Origin of the sequence: Dysosmobacter acutus, from assembly GCF_018919205.1 — a bacterium.
GTDB classification, from domain to species: domain Bacteria; phylum Bacillota; class Clostridia; order Oscillospirales; family Oscillospiraceae; genus Oscillibacter; species Oscillibacter acutus.
Map to the genome: position 1 here is coordinate 1661904 of NZ_JAHLQN010000001.1, position 18555 is coordinate 1680458.

The 18555-nt window shown below is 58.8% G+C and carries 17 protein-coding genes and 1 other annotated feature; of the genes, 5 read left to right on the forward strand and 12 right to left on the reverse strand.

Going from position 1 to position 18555, the window contains the following annotated elements; genetic code table 11:
* Positions 1-55: 55 nt before the first annotated feature.
* The 3 genes from rplA to rplL all read left to right on the forward strand — a co-directional run bounded on the left by rplA (position 56) and on the right by rplL (position 1915).
* The gene (gene rplA / locus KQI82_RS08015; RefSeq protein ID WP_187331986.1) at positions 56-745 is read left to right on the forward strand and encodes a 50S ribosomal protein L1; all 690 of its coding nucleotides are present in this window, start codon (positions 56-58) and stop codon (positions 743-745) included.
* Between the two features lie 58 nt (positions 746-803).
* Positions 804-927, forward strand: a sequence feature (ribosomal protein L10 leader region).
* A gap of 31 nt (positions 928-958) precedes the next feature.
* Positions 959-1498 (forward strand): 50S ribosomal protein L10, encoded by a 540-nt coding sequence (gene rplJ / locus KQI82_RS08020; protein ID WP_216632288.1) that lies wholly within the window; start codon positions 959-961, stop codon positions 1496-1498.
* A gap of 45 nt (positions 1499-1543) precedes the next feature.
* Positions 1544-1915, forward strand: coding sequence for a 50S ribosomal protein L7/L12 (gene rplL / locus KQI82_RS08025; RefSeq protein WP_187331984.1), 372 nt, complete (start codon positions 1544-1546; stop codon positions 1913-1915).
* 270 nt (positions 1916-2185) lie between these two features.
* Here rplL and KQI82_RS15660 read toward each other — a convergent pair whose 3' ends face one another.
* The 10 genes from KQI82_RS15660 to KQI82_RS08070 form a co-directional block, all read right to left on the reverse strand.
* Positions 2186-2599, reverse strand: coding sequence for a hypothetical protein (locus KQI82_RS15660; RefSeq protein ID WP_241426662.1), 414 nt, complete (start codon positions 2597-2599; stop codon positions 2186-2188).
* Complete coding sequence (locus tag KQI82_RS08030) at positions 2547-3680, reverse strand: Na+/H+ antiporter NhaC family protein (RefSeq protein WP_241426663.1); 1134 nt, start codon at positions 3678-3680, stop codon at positions 2547-2549. Before KQI82_RS08030 ends, KQI82_RS15660 begins: the two co-directional genes overlap by 53 nt.
* A 122-nt stretch (positions 3681-3802) precedes the next feature.
* Positions 3803-5245: a Na+/H+ antiporter NhaC gene (nhaC, locus tag KQI82_RS08035; protein ID WP_216632289.1), complete on the reverse strand. Its 1443-nt coding sequence runs from the start codon at positions 5243-5245 to the stop codon at positions 3803-3805.
* 60 nt (positions 5246-5305) lie between these two features.
* Positions 5306-6922, reverse strand: a complete 1617-nt coding sequence (locus KQI82_RS08040; RefSeq protein ID WP_216632290.1) for an amidohydrolase — start codon at positions 6920-6922, stop codon at positions 5306-5308.
* A 27-nt stretch (positions 6923-6949) separates the two neighbouring features.
* Positions 6950-7696 carry an SDR family NAD(P)-dependent oxidoreductase gene (locus tag KQI82_RS08045; RefSeq protein WP_216632291.1) on the reverse strand — a complete coding sequence of 249 codons (747 nt, stop codon included), beginning with the start codon at positions 7694-7696 and terminating at the stop codon, positions 6950-6952.
* Between the two features lie 109 nt (positions 7697-7805).
* Positions 7806-9398 (reverse strand): amidohydrolase, encoded by a 1593-nt coding sequence (locus KQI82_RS08050; protein ID WP_216632292.1) that lies wholly within the window; start codon positions 9396-9398, stop codon positions 7806-7808.
* 51 nt (positions 9399-9449) lie between these two features.
* Positions 9450-10562, reverse strand: a complete 1113-nt coding sequence (locus KQI82_RS08055) for an ATP-NAD kinase family protein (protein ID WP_216632293.1) — start codon at positions 10560-10562, stop codon at positions 9450-9452.
* Positions 10559-12124, reverse strand: a complete 1566-nt coding sequence (gcvPB, locus tag KQI82_RS08060; protein ID WP_216632294.1) for an aminomethyl-transferring glycine dehydrogenase subunit GcvPB — start codon at positions 12122-12124, stop codon at positions 10559-10561. The genes KQI82_RS08055 and gcvPB overlap by 4 nt, the downstream gene beginning before the upstream one ends.
* Before the next feature lie 21 nt (positions 12125-12145).
* A complete protein-coding gene (gene gcvPA, locus KQI82_RS08065; protein ID WP_216632295.1) occupies positions 12146-13540 on the reverse strand; it encodes an aminomethyl-transferring glycine dehydrogenase subunit GcvPA in 1395 nt (464 codons plus the stop codon).
* A gap of 30 nt (positions 13541-13570) precedes the next feature.
* Positions 13571-14365, reverse strand: a complete 795-nt coding sequence (locus tag KQI82_RS08070; protein ID WP_216632296.1) for an SDR family NAD(P)-dependent oxidoreductase — start codon at positions 14363-14365, stop codon at positions 13571-13573.
* 487 nt (positions 14366-14852) lie between these two features.
* Between KQI82_RS08070 and KQI82_RS08075 the strand changes: the two genes are divergently transcribed.
* Together KQI82_RS08075 and metG are read left to right on the forward strand one after the other, a co-directional pair.
* Positions 14853-16562: a sigma-54 interaction domain-containing protein gene (locus tag KQI82_RS08075; RefSeq protein WP_216632297.1), complete on the forward strand. Its 1710-nt coding sequence runs from the start codon at positions 14853-14855 to the stop codon at positions 16560-16562.
* A gap of 21 nt (positions 16563-16583) precedes the next feature.
* The gene (gene metG / locus KQI82_RS08080; protein WP_216632298.1) at positions 16584-16949 is read left to right on the forward strand and encodes a methionine--tRNA ligase subunit beta; all 366 of its coding nucleotides are present in this window, start codon (positions 16584-16586) and stop codon (positions 16947-16949) included.
* Positions 16950-17035: 86 nt separating this feature from the next.
* On the opposite strand, the gene KQI82_RS08085 is transcribed toward metG, so the two are convergent.
* On the reverse strand, positions 17036-17782 hold the full coding sequence (locus KQI82_RS08085; RefSeq protein WP_338148962.1) for a DUF554 domain-containing protein: 747 nt from the start codon (positions 17780-17782) through the stop codon (positions 17036-17038).
* On the reverse strand, positions 17776-18507 hold the full coding sequence (locus KQI82_RS08090; RefSeq protein WP_216632299.1) for a tRNA threonylcarbamoyladenosine dehydratase: 732 nt from the start codon (positions 18505-18507) through the stop codon (positions 17776-17778). The genes KQI82_RS08085 and KQI82_RS08090 overlap by 7 nt, the downstream gene beginning before the upstream one ends.
* Between the last annotated feature and the right edge of the window lie 48 nt (positions 18508-18555).

Consider the following 18555-nt stretch of genomic DNA (forward strand, 5'->3'; position numbering starts at 1 on the left):
CGTTCCATACAGTGGGAGGAGTATTCCGAATAACCACTATGAGGAGGAAGTAACATTGTTTAGAGGCAAGAAGTATAAAGAGAGCGCGAAGCAGATCGACAAGAACACCCTGTACGATGCTGCCGAGGGCTTTGGTTTGATTTGTAAGACAGCTTCCGCCAAGTTTGACGAGACCGTCGAACTGCACGTGAAGTTGGGCGTTGACTCCCGTCACGCCGACCAGCAGGTCCGCGGCGCCATTGTGCTGCCCCACGGCACCGGCAAAACCGTCCGCGTCCTGGTGTTCGCCAAGGGCGATAAGGCCGACGCCGCCCGTGAGGCCGGCGCCGACTATGTGGGCGACATGGACCTGGTGGAGAAGATCCAGAAGGAAAACTGGTTTGATTTTGATGTGGTCATCGCCAGCCCCGATATGATGGGCGTGGTGGGCCGTCTTGGTAAGGTGCTGGGCCCCAAGGGCCTGATGCCCTCTCCCAAGGCCGGAACCGTGGCTCCCGACGTGGCAAAGGCTGTGAAGGAAGTCAAGGCCGGTAAGATTGAGTACCGCCTGGACAAGACCAACATCATTCACTGCCCCATCGGCAAGGTGTCCTTTGGCCCTGAGAAGCTGACGGACAACTACAACGCCCTGATGGGCGCCATCATCAAGGCGAAGCCCGCCTCCGCCAAGGGCCAGTATGTGAGAAGCTGCGTTGCTGCTTCCACCATGGGCCCCGGCGTGAAGATGAACGCCGCCAAGGTCTAATTATTCCACGTTCGGTATCTGCCGCGAAATTGTCTCTTGACAAATTCTGTCGGTTTGATATACTAAATGATGCGTTCCAAAGACAGCAGGAGGGGAATTCCCCATAAGACCTGCCGAGGACAGCAAGCGATTGCTACCCGTCCTTGTGTCTTTGCGCACAAGGACGGTTTTCTTTTTGAACGCACCGATCAATCTCTGGAGGTGAAAACAAGTATGCCTAACGCAAAAGTTCTCAGTGAGAAGCAAGCCATTGTCGCCAATCTGACTGAAAAGCTGCAGAAAGCCGCGGCGGGCGTGATCGTCGACTACAAGGGCATCAACGTTGCACAGGATACCGCTCTGCGCAGTGAGTGCCGCGAAAGCGGTGTGGACTATGCCGTGGTGAAGAACACGCTGCTCCGCTTTGCATTCAACAACGTTGGCCTCAATGAGCTGGACGAGCTGCTCAACGGCACTACGTCTCTGGCCCTGTCCGATGATCCCGTGGCTCCCGCCCGGGTCCTGTCCGGCTTTGCCAAGAAGTTGGACGGCAAGTTCGAGATCAAGGGCGGCTTTATGGAGGGCAAGGTTGTCCCCATGGAGACCATCCAGCGGCTGGCTTCCATCCCCGCTCTGCCTGTTCTGCAGGCTCAGGTGCTGGGCACCATGCTGGCCCCCATTTCCGGTCTGGCCTGCGTCCTGAAGCAGATCGCCGAAAAGAACGGCGCTGTGGACGCTCCCGCAGCTGAAGAGGCTGCTCCCGCCGCTGAATAACCAGCGGTACTAAAATCTGAAATTTACTATTAGGAGGCTAATCAAATGTCTGAAAAAGTTACTGCTATGATCGAAGAGATCAAGGCTCTGACCGTTCTGGAACTGTCCGAGCTGGTTCACGCTCTGGAGGAAGAGTTCGGCGTTTCCGCCGCTGCCATGGCCGCTCCCGCCGCTGGCGCCGCTGCTCCCGCTGCTGAGGAGAAGACCGACTTTGACGTTGTTCTGACCGGTTTTGACGCCGCTGCCAAGATCAAGGTCATCAAGGCTGTCCGTGAGATCACCGGCCAGGGCCTGGCCGAGGCCAAGGCCACCGTTGAAGGCGCTCCCAAGACCCTGAAGGAAGCTGTTTCCAAGGACGAGGCCGAGACCCTGAAGAAGACCCTGGAAGAGGCCGGCGCAAAGGTCGAGCTGAAGTAAGCCGCCTCAATCAGCACAAACCGTATTTCCATAAAAAGCCCCCAAGGCATTTGCCTTGGGGGCTTTTTCACGCAGTTGATATCAGGGGCGGGGAAGCGCCCCGCAAAAGATGAGAATCCCGTTGCTTCGTCCGAGAGACTTTCTTCAATCAAGAGTGGATCAAGGAGCGCCACAACGCCGGAAAAAGAAAATGAAAAGAGAACAGGGAAGAGGCGCGCCGCATCTGCGGCGCGCCTCTTCCCTGTTATGTGCAAATAGAGTGGATCGAATTTACTTTGCCGCCTTGGCCTCTTTCTTCAGCTTCACATCGGGCAGTCTGAATAGAGGGATAAAGCGATCCAAACCAGTGAAGGTGAGGACCAGGATGCTGACCACGGAGATCATGGACATCCAGTTGTTTCTGATGATGTCCCAGACGCTGATGTCGACGATGGGGAACACAGCGGAAGCGATGGCCAGGTAGAACACGGGGAAGCAGTGCCAGGGGATCATCTCAGAGCCGTACACGCCCAAGGCGTCGGTAAAGGTGGCCAGACGGGTACGAAGTCTGTAGTGCTCTTCCTCCGTGGCCTCCACGTTCTCCTCGACGATGCCGCGGACGATGGGGGAGAAGGTGGCGATCTCAGCGGACTCATCCGACAGGGCGGCGTTGCCGACGACGCACAGAATACCGCACCAGCCCATCAGATGGTGGACATTCTTGGACAGCTTGACTAACCAGATTCGCCAGTGGCTGGAAGGCGTTCATGCTGTTCATGATGCCGCCGAAGGCCGCGACCCACATCATCATGACGATGGCCCAGCTGCCGGACTCACCAAACGCGGACAGGACCATGTCGTTCAGCCAGGTCATGGGGGTGCAGGTGCCGGCAAAGGTTCCTAAAATCATGGCGGAGACCATGCCGCAGCCCAGGCACAGCATGGTGTTCATGCCGGTGAAGGCAGTGCCGATGACCACAACGAAGGGGATGGCCATGTAAATGGGGACACCGGTCTGGACCTGCTCCAGCAGAGCCAGTGCGGCGGGGCGCTCCACTTCCAGAGCCGCGTAGGCCTCGGGAGGAATGTTTTCCAGAGCCTCGGCCAGACTGCCCTGAGTGGAGGGCAGGGAGAGGGACATCGCAAAGGTGATGATCAGCGTAAGCACGACGCAGATGAGGGACCAAGGGCCCTGGTGCTTTACACGGTCGATGATCTTGATGTCCTGCATGCCGCAGGAAAGAACGGTGGTGTCGGAGATCATGCCGATGTTGTCGCCAAAGCAGGAGCCGCCGGCAATGGCGCCCAGCACCAGGACGGTGTTGCCGCCTAAGATGTAGTTCAGCCACAGGAAGATGGGGGCGCAGGCGGCAAAGGTGCCCCAGGAGGTACCGGTCGCCAGGGACAGCAGGCAGGTCAGAATAAAGGACAGTGGGGCGATGGTCTGACCGGTGACGCCGGCTGCCAGGGAGAGGTTGATGATGGCAGCGCCGACGCCGGTGGCCATGAAGCACTCACCTACGCCGTAGGCGAACATACTGACGAAGAATACCATGACAATGCTGCGGACGGAGTTGACGCCGAATTCAAAGGCGGCGTCGAAGTTGTTGCGGTTGACGTACATGCTCACCACAACGGCAGCGAAAACGGCGATGGGGGCGGCAACCAACAGGTCAAGCTGAAGGAAGATAACCAGCAGGATGAAGACGAGCAGGGGCAGGAACTTAAAGATTGCCAGTCCTACGGATTCCTCTCTCGGGCCCTTGTTTTTGGTATCTGTACTCATTGAATGAACATCCTTTCCGTTTTATATAGACTTTAGAAGTTACAAATTTTCACTGGTCTTTTAGCAACGATCGGAGTTTTTTTTGGCGGTTCCGTATGCTGGGATTCGTGCTGTGCGTCATGTTACTTTGAGACAGGCGCCTCAGAGTCCACAGGACGGTAGGTCTTCTTGCTGGGTTTCTGACCGGTCTTCCACTGGAACAGACCAGTAAAGCCCCAGACAACAGCGATCAGCGGGCAGATCCAGTTGAACAGGGCAAAAGGCAGGTAGGTAAAGCAGCCCACGCCCAACGCCGCTGAGGCGAAGGCACCGCACAGGTTCCAGGGAATCAGCAGGGAGGTGACGGTACCGGAGTCCTCCAGAGTACGGGACAGGCACTGGGGCAGCATATCCTTCTCCTTGTAGACGGGCATCATCAGCTTGCCGCCAAGGATGATGGTCATGTACTGGCTGGCGGTGACCAGGTTCAGCAGAATCTCGATCACTACGGTGGTGCAGACCATGGTGCCCACGGTGCGGGTCAGGCCGCGCATCTTGCTGAGGATCTCGTCAAGGACACCGCACTTTTCAAGGATGCCGCCGAAGGCCATGACGATGACGGTCAGGCTGGCGGTGTAGTGCATGGAAAACATACCGCCGCGGGAGAGGAGCTTGTCGATGTCATAGAAGCCGGTCTCAGAGACAAAGCCGTTTTCCATGATGCTCATGATGCTTGGGATGCTCTGGCCCTGGGCCAGGATCGCCATGGCGGCCGCCACCAGTGCGGAAATCAGCAGGGTCGGGAAGGCGGGGAACTTCATGATGGCGAGGGCCAGCACCAGAATAAGGGGAATCAGGGTGGTGAGGTTCAGGTGGAAGATGCTGTTCAGGGAATCCAGAATCTGGGCAATGGTCTCGCTGTTGGCGTCGCCGCTGGCGGACATGCCCATAACGGTGAAGCCCACCAGGGCGATCACGATGGCGGGGCCGCCGGTGGTGACCATGGCCTTGATGTGGTCAAAGAGGTCTGCGCCGGCCACAGCGGGGGCCACGTTGGTGGTATCGGACATGGGGGACATCTTGTCGCCGAAGGCGGCGCCGGAGACAATGGCGCCGGCGGTCATGGCGGGGTTCATATTCAGGCCCATGCCGACGCCCATCAGAGCGACGCCCACGGTGCCGATGGTGGACCAGGAGCTGCCGGTGGCCATGGCGGTGATCATGCAGGCGATGCAGGCGGTGGTCAGGAACAGGCCCGGGCTGATCAGCTTCAGGCCCCAGTAGATGATCATGGGTACCGTGCCGCTGGCAATCCAAGAGCCCATCACGGCGCCGATGGTGTACAGGATGATCAGCGTGGGAATGGTCAGGTTGCCGCTGGAGATGATGGCTTCTTCAATCTTGGAATAGGGGCAGCCGGTGAGCACCAGCATCAGGATGCAAAAGCCCATGCAGGTCAGCATGGTGATGTGCAGCTGCTGGCCGGTCAGGAAGATGGCGGAACACATGGCCGCAACCAGGAAAGCCATAATGACAAAGGATACCCAGGTTTTTGGACGGAAATAGTTTTGTTCGTTGTTTTCCATAATAGATTCCTCTCTCTTTCGGCCGGAACACACAGATCCGGCCTGATTTTTGACAAACAGTCAATTCACCTGTTTGCCGCCCAGATATGTGCCAACGGCGGAGATGGAGCGGAGATCGCTGGGGTCGACGGAAGTGGGATCACCGTTGAGTACGACGAAATCGGCGTACTTGCCGGCTTCCACGCTGCCTTTGGTGCCATCCTCAAAAGAGGCGTAGGCGGAGTCCAGGGTAAAGCCCTTGAGCACCTGGTCGATGGACAGGCGCTCCTCGGGATACCAGCCGCCCTCCGGCCAGCCAGTGAGGTCTTTGCGGTTGACCGCGATGTAAGCGCTGTCGATGGGGTTGACAGAGTCCACAGGGCAGTCAGAGGAAAGGGGGACCCGAAGGCCCATTTCATTCATGGTGCGGTAGGCATAGGATTCCTTCATACGCTCTTTGCCCACCCGGTCCTCCACGCAGTGCATGTCGGCGCCCACGCAGATCGGCTCGCCATAGGCAAGGATGTGGTTTTTGAGCATACGGTTCAGGATTTCCTTTGTGGTGATCTGAACATGGATGATGCCGCTTCTTGGGTCCTCCACAGGGTGCTCGCTCTGCGCCTTTTCATAGGCGTTGAGCACCATGTCCATGGCGCCGTCGCCGATGGCGTGGCAGACAACCTGCATCCCGTTGGCATATGCCGTGCAGATCAGCTCATCCAGCTCATCCTGGGTAAAGACATGGATACCGCGGGTGCTGGGGTCGTCGGAGTAGGGCGCGTTGAGATAGGCGGTACGCTGGCCGATGGAACCGTCCGTCAACAGCTTGAGAGGCCCGATCTTGAACATGTCGGAACCCACACCGGTCTTGTAGCCGGCGGACAGGAACTGATTGAACCGGTCGATCTGGGGCAGCAGGCACTGCTCATAGACGCGGACCTTCAGCCTGCCCTCGGCCTCCAGCTCCTGATAAGCCTGGATGACGTTCTTCCAGTTCTTGGAGGAGAAGGTCTCAAAGTCGTCCGTCTGAACGGAGGTGAGACCCAGCCTGGAGACGAAGTCGATGGCATCATAGAGCATCTCCTTGATTTCGGCGACGCTCTTGTCGGGAACCTTGGAATAGGCCAAATACCGGGCGTTTTCCTTCAGCACGCCGGTGGCGCGGCCGGTGGCGTCCCGCTCGATCTCGCCGCCCTCCGGATTGGGGGTGGAGTCATCGATGCCGATGAGCTCCAGGGCCTTGGAGTTGACCGCCACGATATGCTCACACACGCGGGTGAAGATTATGGGGTACTCCGTGGAAATTGCGTCCAGATCATCCCGGTTCGGGGTCCGCTTTTCCGGGAAGGAGCTCTGGTTCCAGCCGGCGCCGGAGACCCAGGACCCGGGGGCTGGCCTGCGCTCTGAAAGCCACTTTCTGGAGCGCTCCTGCACCTCCGCGATGGAACCGGTCCCGTACAGATTGATCTTGGTGCGGGAGTAGGCGAAATTCAAAAGGTGCAGGTGGCTGTCGTTGAATCCGGGGAGCACGGTGTTGCCCGAAAGATCCACCACAGCCGCGTCGGAACCGGCGGCTGCAAGGACTTCCTCCCGGCTGCCGACCCTGACGAACCTGTCGTCTTCCACCAAAAACGCTTCAGCCCTGGGCTGAGCGGGATTGATGGTGATGACATTTGCGTTTACATATGCTGTTTTCAAATTGATCGCGCCTTTCTGTTTCACCGATCAGGCGGTTTCGCCGCCGTCGATGGGAATGTGCTGGCCGGTGATGTACTTGGCTTCATCAGAGGCAAGGAACGCATAGAGAGCGGCCACTTCCTCAGGCTCGGCGTGGCGTTTCATGGGGATGCCCTCGTTGACCACTGCCAGCATTTCGTCGGTGTACTCAGCGCGCTGCATGGGGGTCAGCACATAGCCGGGGCACACGGAGTTGACCCGCAGGTAGGGAGCGCACTCCAGAGCCAGGGAGCGGCCTAACAGGATCACGCCGGCCTTGGATGCGTTGTAGTCGGTGTAATAGGGATGGCCTTCCATGCCGTTGGTGGAAGCAGTCATCAGGATGACGCCGGACTTCTGGGGCATCATGCGGGACACGGCCTCTTTGCAGCACAGGAACATGCCGTCCAGATTGATGCCCATGACCTTGCGCCACTGGGCAAAATCGGTTTCCACGAACTTCTTGCGGACGCTGATGCCCGCGTTGGAGACCAGAACGTCGATGCCGCCGATCAGCTCGTCAACCTTTTTGAAGCCGTTGACAACGCTCTCTTCACTGCTGACGTCCACTGCGACGGTGCCGGCCAGGCCGGGGATTTCCGCCTTCACGGCTTCCAGCGCTTTTTCGTTGATGTCGAACGCCACGACTTTGGCGCCCTCATCTACAAAGCGCTGAACAGTTGCCTTGCCGATGCCGCTGGCGCCGCCAGTGACAACGACTCTTTTGCCTTTCAGCTCCTCGTATTTTTTTACCATTGAAATTCCTCCTATTCTCTATTTACCTATTTGAATCAAGCAGGCAGGTGCCCGCTGAATTCCGCTTTTTAGATCTCGTGGATCTACCCTCTCTTCATTCGATCAAACATTATCTGCGGGAGTAAACTTCCTTGCCGCCAAGATAGGTCTTTTCCACATGGATATCCTTGATTGCCATGGGGTCCACTTCAAAGAGATCGGAGTCCAGCACCACAAAGTCGGCAAGCTTGCCGGGGGCGATGGTTCCCTTGATGTCTTCTTCGTAGGAGGAGTACGCGGCATTCTTCGTAAACATGGCCACCGCCTCATACACGGTGACGCGGTTTTCAGGATACCAGCCGCCTTCCGGGAAACCGGACATATCTTTGCGGTTGACCACCGCGTATATGCCCTCAATGGGATCGTAGCTTTCGCAGGGGGCGTCGGAGCCCGCCGTCAGGATCAGCCCCTCGTCGATGAGGCGGCGCCAGCAGTATAAGTACTTATGACGCTCCTCTCTGACCCGGCTGCCCACCCACTTCAAATCCGTGGAGATGAACAGGGGCTGCATGTCGATGACCACCGGGAGCTTCTTGATCCGTTCGATCAGCTCATCGCTGAGCAGCGCCAGGTGGATCATGCGGAACCGGGCGTCCGGCCTCGGATGCTCTGAATAGACTGTCTCGATCGCGGTGGTAAACATCTCCACCGCACGGTCGCCGATGGCGTGGGCGCCGACCTGGAATCCGCGTTCGTAGCCGGCCCGCACCAGAGCGTTCAGTTCCTCCTGGGTGTAGTTGGGCGTGCCCGCGTTGCCGGGATCGTCCGCGTAGGGCTCGGTCATATAGGCGTTGCGGCCGCCCAAGTTGCCGTCAAGATACAGCTTATAAAAGCCGTATTTTACCATGTCGTCGCCCAGGCCGGTGTGGAAGTGGAGGTTCTGGCCGGGCAGCTCATCATAATTCACATAGACGCGGACAGTCAGCCGGCCCTCACGGTTCAGCTCCTGATAGGCGTCTAAATACTCGGGGAGGTCGCAGTGCAGGCCCTGGATGGGGTGTACACCGGTGAGGCCGTGGCTGTTCAGGTCGCGGCAGGCTTTTTCCAGAATATCCTTTTTCGCCTCCAGGGATTTCAGGGGATCGGGAGCAAGGGCGATAACGTCCGAGCCGGCGGCGTCAAACAGAACTCCGGTGGGCTCCCCGTCTGCGTCAAACTCCACGGTATTGGGAACCTTGGGCTGGAAGCCGCGGCCAATGCCGCCGGCGGCCAGCGCCATGGAGTTGACGGAAAACATATGGGCGCAGTAGCGGGACAGGACCACGGGATTGCGGGGACTGACCCGGTCCAGCATCTCCCGGGTGGGCAGCACACGCTGATCGGTGAAAATCTCCTGATCGAACCCGGCTCCCAGGATCCACTGTCCGTCCGGAGTCTCTTCAGCGCGCTGACGAACCCGCTCAAGCAGTTCAGCCATGGTGGTCACATGCTTCAGGTCCAGCCGTGTCAGGTTGCGTGCGGAGGCAAACAGATGCTGGTGCGTGTCAATCATTCCAGGCAGGACCGCAGCCCCGCCCAAGTCGACAATCTCCTGCGCCATCTGAACCGCGCCGTCATTGCTGCCGCAGTAAACAAATTTACCGTTTTCCACAACAACCGCCTGGCAGACGTCGTGCTCTTTTTCCATTGTGTAAAATTTGCCGTTGATATAAGCCTTTGCCATGAAAGTCCCCCCGTTCTCTATTTTGCCTGTTTGGAATTCAAAAGCGCTTTGTCAGGTCCGGTCTCTGCCGATCTTACAAATCTGCTCTTCCATATAGTTGATGATGACCCGTACATACCCGGAGAGCAGTTCATCCACCTCGCTGTCGCCGGTATCCACAAGCAGGGGGCTTCCCTGGAGATGGAACAGCTTTTCCTGGGTGGCCAGCACATGGAGCCGCTCTTTGCCGATGCGGCGCATTACCGCCGCGCTGAGCTGCTGGTTGCCGCGCCCAAGAAGGAAGCCCTGTCCGCCGGTGGGGGTGATGATCAGGTGGGTTTCCCGCTCATCCATGCGGCGCAGGATATCCTGCTCGCAGAGGTCGGACTGTACCAGCTGCTTGTTTAAGATCAGATCCACGCCGATCAGGGTATCCGGCAGTCCCAGCACGTCCATCAGCGTTTTGGTGGTGGAGCCGGGGCCGACCAGATAATAGAGGTCGGGCTTCATCTGGTCGATCATCTCCCAGGCGATGTTCACCTGCTGGGAGTGCTCGCTCAGGGGGGACGGCGCCTTGCTGCTCTGCAAAAACCGCCGTTCGTAGGGAACCTGCAGATAGCCGTAGAGGCTGGTGCTGACGCGCCCTTCCCGATAGGCGGACTCGTCGATGTCCACCACCTCGGCCTCGCGGGTCTGGGCGCAGCCGCCCTTGAGATAGTTTAAGGCCAGGCTGCCGGCCGCCTCAGGCCGGATGGCGTATACGGGGGAGTGGATTTTTACGCCGGCGGGGATGCCAAGGGCCACCTTCTCGCCGCCAACGGCGGACACCACGTCACGGGCCGTGCCGTCGCCGCCTGCAAAGAGCAGCAGGTCGGCGTCCTTCATGGCGCGGGCGGCGGCGATGGTGTCGGAGGCGGAGCTCTCCCGGGTACAGGTGGTGTAAACCACCTGTACCCGAAAGCCCAAGCTTTTTGCCAAATCTTCCCCCATCTCGCCGGAGGCGCACAGCACCAGCAGTTCGTCCTTCAGAGGGAGCAGCGCCTTCAGCGCCACGGCGGCACGGTCGTTGGCCTTGCGCACCGCGCCGCGGCGCACCGCCTCCTCATACATGCCGTCGGTCCCCTTGAGTCCCACGCTTCCGCCCATGCCTGCGATGGGGTTGATGAGTAAGCCTAAGGTTTTCAATTGAACTTCTTCTGATAGCAGCGCCAGGTGACAGCCCACTGGTCGGGATCGTCCATGTTGGACTCATCCAACTGGTGGCAGACACTCTGATAGGGAGCGCCCTTGACCTTTTCAGGATTGTTGTAGGCCTCGTCGAAGACATACTTCAGAGTCTCGATGTATTCGTCGATATCATCCTTGGAGGGAGTCTCGGTGGGCTCCAGGGTCATGGGCTCGGGCACATAGTAGGGGTGGTGGCTCTGCCAATAGTGCATGCCGAAGTCCATCATGCGGCGCTGCACGTCGGCGGTGGAGACGCCGGTCTCGTCGAAGAGGGTCTCAAGGGTGTAGCGGCACTGCTCGATGCGCTGCTTGCCGGGGATGTAGGGAGCATCCACACAGTGGAGATCCATCAGCTTCTTGAACATGTAGTTGTTGTTCAAAACAGCGGTCTTGGCCACCTGATACAGGCCGTCGGGACCCATGGAGCGGATCCAGGCATAGGCCTTCAGGATAACGGGCGCCACGCCATTGAACTCGCGGACCTTTCCGATGGCGGAGGGATCGGAGGTAATGTCGTAGTTGTAGAAGTACTTCTCTCCATCAAAATCCACCAGGGGGCCGGGCAGGAACTTCTCAAGGAACTTGGCGCAGCCGGTGGCGCCGCAGGCGGGGCCACCGCAGCCGTGAGGCGTGGAGAAGGTCTTGTGCAGGTTGAAGAAGCACATGTCAAAGCCGGCTTCTCTTGCGCGGGTGACACCCAGCAGGCCGTTGGCGTTTGCCTGGTCATAGCCGCACAGGCCGCCCTTTTCGTGGACCAGCTTGGTGAATTCCAGAACATTCTTGTTGTAGACGCCGGTGTCCTCGGGGTTGGCCACGATGAAAGCGGCGGTGTGCTCGTTTACGGCAGCCTTAAAGGCCTCGTAGTCGGGATAGCCGTCCTTGTCGGGGTGGATGTAGATGATCTTGAAGCCCTTGACATGGGGGGCTGCGGCGTCGGAGGGGTGGGAGTAGATGGTGGTGATGATCTCGTTGCGCTCGTTCTCCTCGCCTCTGGACTTGAAATAGGAGTAGACCAGGGAGGCCATGGTCAGGATACCCTGGCTGCCGCCGCTGGGCTGGAAGGTGAAGCGGTCCATGCCGGAAATCTCGCACATGTAGCGGTTGGTGTCGTACATGATCTGCATGATGCCCTGGCAGGTGCTCTCGTCCTGCAGGGGGTGCATTTCACGCATCTCAGGCAGGTTGGCCAGCTGGTCGTTGACCTTGGGGCTGTACTTCACGGTGCAGGTGCCCTGGCCGATTTCGATGTTCACATCGGCGCCCAGGGTCTCCTGAGCCAGACGGGCATAGTGGCGCAGCACCCGGGGCTGAGAGATCTCAGGCAGGGCGGGAGCGCTCTTGCGCTGCAAAAACTCGGGCATGGCGGAGGTTCCGGCCACCGCCTGCTGAACGGCGGGGCTGGCCTTGGGGACCAGGATGCCGCGCTCGCCGGGCTTGGTCAGTTCAAAAATAACAGGTTCGTCCCACTTGGCCTGGTGAAACCCCGTGCGAACCTTGGAGCTTCTGTCAATCTTTTTCATATTCGTTTCTCCTTTCACACATCACAGGATCTCGCCCAGAGCGGAGACCAGGCGGTCGATGTCTTCCTTGGTGTGGATTTCTGTCACACAGTACATGGCGCACTGACCCAGGGCCGGGAAGTCCTTGGACAGATCCTTGCCGCCGAAGATGCCCTTGTCCAGAAGAGCCTTGTTGACCTGCTCCACCGTCTTGCCGGTCTTGGAGAAGTCAACGACAAACTCCTTGAAGAAGGGGGTGGAGAAGCGAATGGAGACATTGCTCAGCCCGGCGATTTCCTTGGCGGCGTACTGGGCGTTCTGCATGATGGTCTCGCCCACTTCCTGCATGCCCTTGGGGCCCATGGTGGCCAGGTACACGCCGGCGGTGATGCCCCACAGGGCGGACTGGGTGCCCACATACTCCTTGGCCTTCTCACGCAGGTGGCCGAAAGAGGTGCGGTCATAGGCGACGTCGCCGAAGGCATACTCGCCCGGGGTGTTGGTGCAGCAGATGCCGAACAGGCGGGAGGGGAACTCCAGCACGTACTTGGGGTCATCCATGGTGGCCATGAAGCCGGACTGACCGCCGCCGTAGTTCATGTGGATGCCCAGAGGCTGCAAATCGCCGCAGACGATGTCCGCGCCATAGGAGCGGGGGACGGAGACGACGCCCAAGGAGATGGGATCCACACCCACCACGCACTGTGCGCCCGCGGCGTGGGCCGCGTCGGCAATCTGCTGGGCCTGAACCTCCAGAACGCCCAGATAGGAGGGGTTCTCAAAGTAGACAACGCCGGTCTTGCCGGAGAGCTTGCTCTTGAGGTCATTGAGATCCATGCAGCCGGTGGCGCTGTCGATGGCCACGGTCACGATCTCCAGATCGGGCTCGCAGTAGTTCTTGATGACCGCTAACTTTTCCGGGTCAATGGAGCCGGTCAGCAGCACCTGGGTGCGGTCCGCGACACGGCAGCCCATGCGGATGGCGGTGGCGGCGGCCTGGGCCCAGTCCATGGTGGGGACGTTGACCACTTCCATGTCCACCAGCTCTGCCATCAGGCTCTCATATTCAAAGAGGCTCTGGAACCGGCCGAAATCGTTGTAGGACTCGCCGCCGTACGCGGTGACGAACTCGCCCTTGCCGTTGACCTCGTCGCAGATGGCGGGCACATAGTGCTGCCAGCAGCCGGCGCCTAAGAAGTTCAGGTTGTCGGCGCAGGTCTTGTTCTTCTTCAGAACGCCCTCCACATGGCGGCGCAGCTCATATTCGGAGCCAAAGGCCTCGGGGAGATCCATCTGATCCTTGAGGATGATCTCATCGGGCACTTCGGCGTGGAGCTCTTCTATGGAATTCAGACCCAGCTCGCGGAGCATCTCCTGCTCTACTTCCGGAACGGAATTCGGGATGTACGGGTGACTTTTAAAACCTTTCACGCTCATAGCATTCATTTCCTTTCTGTATTGATGGGATTAGGCGATGCCGCCGCCGTCCACCACCAGCGCAGCGCCGGTGACCCAGCTGGCCAGGTCGGAGCAGAGGAAGAGCACGCCGTTGGCAATGTCCTCGGGCTGACCGATGCGGGCCAGGGGGCGGCCAGCGCCGCAGGACTTGAGGAACTCGTCGATGTCGGCGTCGCTCTTGATCTCGCCGGTCTGGCGGCCCTCGCTGACCATCATGGCGGTGACTGTGTCACCGGGGTTGATGGAGTTGACGCGGATGTTGTCCTTGCCGTGGTCAATGGCCATGGCGCGGGTGACGTTGACGATGCCGCCCTTCACGGCGCAGTAAGCGGCAGCCAGGTCGCCGCCCTTGAGACCCCAGCCGGAGCCGGTGTTGACAATGGAGCCGCCGCCGACCTTCTTCATCTCGGGGATCACGTGCTTGCTCATCAGGAACAGGCCCTTCAGACCCACGTCCAAAACGAAGTCCCATTCCTTCTCAGCCAGATCCTCAATGGTCTTGCGGACGGTGACGCCGGCGTTGTTGTGCAGGATGTCGATACGGCCAAACTTATCGACAATGGCCTTGACGGTGGCGATGACGCTCTCTTCGTTGGTGACATCGCACTTGAAGAAGGCGGCCTGACGGCCGGCGTCGCGCAGCTCCTGGGCCTTTTCCTCCGCCTTGTCGCTCACGTCCACGATGGCTACCGCAGCGCCATAGGCGGACAGCAGCTGGGAGACACCCAGGCCGATTCCGGAACCGCCGCCGGTGATGACGGCGACTTTGCCGGTCAGATTCAGCGGATCTTTTTTCTGTAACATGATTACGTCCTCCTCTTTTTTCTAAGAAACAAATCAAATTGACAATTACGCGGAATTCTCAATTTTTTGTCTGCCAAGATTTATAAAGCAATTAGCGTGCCACTTTCTTTCAGAAGGCGAATAAATGAAAAAAAGTGAAAAAATGAACAAAAAATGAACGATGTTTTTGTGATACAAGGAGAAAATAACAGGAAAATTCAATGGAAAAAATTTGAATTGACAGAAATGTGACAAGCTTGTATAGACAGATTTGCCAAGACAAATGACAAATTTGTCAAATGCCGCTGTGATGGCACTTGCATTTTTAAGGATGTCATGGTAAACTCCTCACTGTGAATATAAAGTCAGCTGTTTTTATGTTTTTTTAAAAATTTCAGGGGATTTTTGCAGTATTACACAAAAAATCCGCGTATTTTATATGGAGGCGGCAGCTGGCCAAAAAAGAACGGCCCAAACCGGAAAGCGGGAGCGGGCGGAAGGGAGCAGCATGGATTTACAGGCGCATTCCGCGGAATTGTCACAGGTTTTGCAGCTGATCCAGCATCTGTTTGGCATAGAATCTGCCATTTTTGACAATTCGGCAACCCTGGTGGTCAGCAGCAGCAAGTACCTTGAAAAGAAGGGGACCATGGTGCACAAGCCATCGATCCTTGAGGTCATTGAGCAGGATGAGGTCACCGTGTTCACACCCGGCAACATGCCCTCATGCATCGGCTGCCGGTTCAACGGAAACTGTCCCGCCACGCTGGAGATATTAAAACGGATTATGCTTGCGGACTATCCGGTGGGCGTGCTGTCCTTCTCCGCCTTTTCCAAGAGCGACCACGACAGGCTCACACGGGACATCGAGTTTTTCAAGCAGATCATCTACGATTTTGTGGAGCTGATCTCCAATTTGCTGCGGGGATCCGGCGGGGACATCAACAGCGGAAACATCGACGGATATCTCTCCGCCCTGACGGAACTGATGCCGGACGGCCTGCTGGTCACGGACCGGCAGGGAAACATCCTCAGCATGAACGGGGCGGCGCTTGGGATGCTGAGCGGCTCGTGTCTGAAATCCGTCAGGGACTTTTTGCCGGAGGAACTGGTCGCCATGATCCTGGAGGGAAGCCGGGTGGAGGACCACAGCGTCACCGCGGACAAGGAGAACTCCTTTTCCGTCAGCACCGTTCCCATCAAAACCGCCGAGGAGGTGGAGGGAGCGGCGGTCCGGCTGGTGCGCAAGTCCGGGCGGATATTGGCCAAGGCAAAACTGCCGGAGACAGACACCATGCAGGGCAGCGGCGCCCACATGAGCAGCATCAAGCGCCGAATGAAGAAAGTGGTCAACAGTCCCTCCTCCGTGTTCATCTCCGGAGAGACGGGGACCGGCAAGGGGCTGCTGGCCAAATCCATTCACTATGAGAGCGACCGCAGCGACAAGCCCTTTGTGACCATCAGCTGTGCCAACATCCCGGAGTCCCTTTTTGAAAGCGAGCTGTTCGGATATGAGGCGGGCGCTTTTACCGGGGCACTGAAGTCCGGGAAGCGGGGCAAACTGGAGATGGCCGAGGGAGGGACGCTGTTTTTGGATGAAATCAGCGAGATGCCCATGAACATGCAGGCCAAGCTGCTCAACGTGCTGCAGGACTACCGCTTTGAGCGGGTGGGCGGCACAAACACCGTTCGTGTCAACGCCAGGATCATCTCGGCCTCCAACGCGGATATGAACCAGCGGATTGCGGAGAACCGCTTCCGCGCGGACCTCTTTTACCGGCTGAATGTCATCAACATTGAGATGCTGCCCCTGCGGGAGCGGATGGAGGACATGCCGCAGCTGCTGACCGCCTTCCTGGCCAAGTTCAACCAGCGGCTCAATTCCCATGTGGTTTCCTTCAGCCAGGAGGTGCTGGACCTCTTCTACCGCTACAGCTGGCCGGGCAATATCCGGCAGCTGGAGAATATTGTGGAGTACTGCGTCAATATGGCGGAGGGGTCTACGGTGAAGGTGGAGGACCTGCCGGCCTATTTCCTCCGGGAGGTCAGCAATCAGCCCGCGCCCACCCTGAAGGGGATGGAGAGCGCCACCATCCGGGAGATGCTGGACCACTACGGCTGGGATATGAAGGGCAAAGCCCGCACCGCCGAGGCGCTGGGGATCAGTCTGCGAACACTGTATCGGAAGATGGATCAGGCCCATTTTTCAGATAAATGACCGAAAAAAGGAGACGTACAAATGGAACCCAATGAACTGAAGCAAGAGCCTTTCAAGGCGGAGATCGAGCTGGAGGATTTCCGGAAGTTGGATTTTCGGATCTGCCAGGTGGTAGCCTGTGAAGAGGTGGTCAAGAGCCGCAACTTCCTGAAGCTCACCGTCAACGACGGCCAGGGAGAGCGGACCATCATGTCCACCATCCGCTCCTACTACAAGCCCGAGGAACTGGTGGGGAAGAAGATCGTGGTGCTGGTGAATCTGAAGCCCCACAAGTTCTGCGGTGTGGTCAGCGAGGGCATGCTGATCGCCGTGGACATGCCGGAGCAGGACGACTGCAAGGTCCTCTTTGCCCACGACGGCTGCCCCGTGGGCCAGAGCGTCAGCTGAGCCGCCGGGCGCAGAGACCGCCCGCATTCCATATAAGAAAAGACATGGTACGGAATTTCCGTACCATGTCTTTTCTTATGCCGCGGTCAGCTGAACAGCCTTGTGATATTGATCAGCAGGATCGGCATGAGGCAGGCGGGCACCAGGTTCATGACCTTGATGCGGGTAAGCCCCAGCATATTGAGGGAGAGGGCCACGATGAGGATGGAGCCCACGCAGGTCATCTCCGTGATGATCTCAGGGGCCAGCAGGGGGGTGAGAAAGGAGGCCAGCAGGGCGATGGTTCCCTGGTAGAGAAAAACCGCGAAGGCGGAGAAGAGAACGCCTACGCCAAGGGAGGAGGCAAACAGGATGGAGCCCACGCCGTCCAGCAGGGCTTTGGCGAACAGGGTGGAGTGGTCGCCGGTGAGCCCGTCCTCCAGGGCGCCCACAATGGCCATGGCGCCCACGCAGAAAAGGAGGCAGGAGGTGACGAACCCCTCTGAGACGTTGACGGTGCCGCTGCCCTTCAGAAGGCCGGATACCTTCTTCTGAAGCCAGTCTCCAAGGCCCTGCATCCTTGCGTCCAGGTCCAGCAGCTCGCCGATCACGGCTCCGATGACCATGGACAAAATGGCCACCAAGGTGTTTTCCCCCTCCAGCATTCCGTCCACGCCGATGTAAAACACGCACAGGGAAAGGCCCTTCATAATAATTTCCTGGAGCCGGTCGCCAAGGGTCAGCTGCCCGGCCGCGCTTTTTTCGCCGGGCAGACCCGCCAGACGCCGGAGGAGCAGGCCGACCAACGCGCCGGCCATAATGGCAAGGGCATTGACAGTAGTACCAATCAACATTGTGCTTCTCTCTCTTTCACCAAATCTGTTACCACACGGGAGGCCAGCATCAGCCCCGCGCAGGCCGGGACCCAGGGCGTGCTGGCGGGGACGCTGCGCCGTCCCGGCGGCGGAGCCTCAAGCTGCTCGGTGGGGACCGGCTCCTCCGGGCTGAAGACCACGTTCAGGTGCTCGATTCCCCGGCCCCGCAGCTCCCGGCGCATGACCCGGGCCAGCGGGCAGCCGTAGGTTCTGGAGAGGTCGGTGATCTGCAGAAGGGAGGGGTCTAACTTATTGCCGGTGCCAAGGGCACTGAGAATGGGAATCCGGAGGCGCCGGGCGGTCTCGATCAGATCGATCTTGCAGGAGACCAGATCGATGGCGTCCACAATGTAGTCGTAGCGGCAGCCCTCCGGAAAGAACGCCTCCCGGTGGGCCGCGTCGTAGGCGGCGCAGACCGGATGAAGCAACGCCTCCGGATGGATGTCCCTGGCCCGGGCGGCAATGGCCTCGGCCTTGCTCTGCCCGAGGGTGGAGTGGAGGGCCTCCAGCTGGCGGTTCAGGTTGGTGGCGGCCACGGTGTCGCTGTCCACCAGGGTCAGCTCTCCCACGCCGGAGCGGACCAGAGCCTCCACGGCGTAGCTGCCCACACCGCCCAGGCCGAAGACGATGACGTGGGAGGCGGCAAGCCGCTCCTGGCCCGATCTCCCCCAGATCATTTCATTTCGTAAAAATTGTCCGTCCATAAAAACCTCATAAAAGAGCCGGCTTTGCGTGAACAAAGCCGGCTCTTC

Coding starts and splice junctions, on each gene's coding strand:
- rplJ (WP_216632288.1), top strand. CDS start 959: ATGCCTAACGCAAAAGTTCTCAGTGAGAAGCAAGCCATTGTCGCCAAT.
- rplL (WP_187331984.1), top strand. CDS start 1,544: ATGTCTGAAAAAGTTACTGCTATGATCGAAGAGATCAAGGCTCTGACC.
- KQI82_RS15660 (WP_241426662.1), bottom strand. CDS start 2,599: ATGGGCTGGTGCGGTATTCTGTGCGTCGTCGGCAACGCCGCCCTGTCG.
- KQI82_RS08030 (WP_241426663.1), bottom strand. CDS start 3,680: ATGAGTACAGATACCAAAAACAAGGGCCCGAGAGAGGAATCCGTAGGA.
- nhaC (WP_216632289.1), bottom strand. CDS start 5,245: ATGGAAAACAACGAACAAAACTATTTCCGTCCAAAAACCTGGGTATCC.
- KQI82_RS08045 (WP_216632291.1), bottom strand. CDS start 7,696: ATGGTAAAAAAATACGAGGAGCTGAAAGGCAAAAGAGTCGTTGTCACT.
- KQI82_RS08050 (WP_216632292.1), bottom strand. CDS start 9,398: ATGGCAAAGGCTTATATCAACGGCAAATTTTACACAATGGAAAAAGAG.
- gcvPB (WP_216632294.1), bottom strand. CDS start 12,124: ATGAAAAAGATTGACAGAAGCTCCAAGGTTCGCACGGGGTTTCACCAG.
- gcvPA (WP_216632295.1), bottom strand. CDS start 13,540: ATGAGCGTGAAAGGTTTTAAAAGTCACCCGTACATCCCGAATTCCGTT.
- KQI82_RS08070 (WP_216632296.1), bottom strand. CDS start 14,365: ATGTTACAGAAAAAAGATCCGCTGAATCTGACCGGCAAAGTCGCCGTC.
- KQI82_RS08075 (WP_216632297.1), top strand. CDS start 14,853: ATGGATTTACAGGCGCATTCCGCGGAATTGTCACAGGTTTTGCAGCTG.
- metG (WP_216632298.1), top strand. CDS start 16,584: ATGGAACCCAATGAACTGAAGCAAGAGCCTTTCAAGGCGGAGATCGAG.
- KQI82_RS08085 (WP_338148962.1), bottom strand. CDS start 17,782: ATGTTGATTGGTACTACTGTCAATGCCCTTGCCATTATGGCCGGCGCG.
- KQI82_RS08090 (WP_216632299.1), bottom strand. CDS start 18,507: ATGGACGGACAATTTTTACGAAATGAAATGATCTGGGGGAGATCGGGC.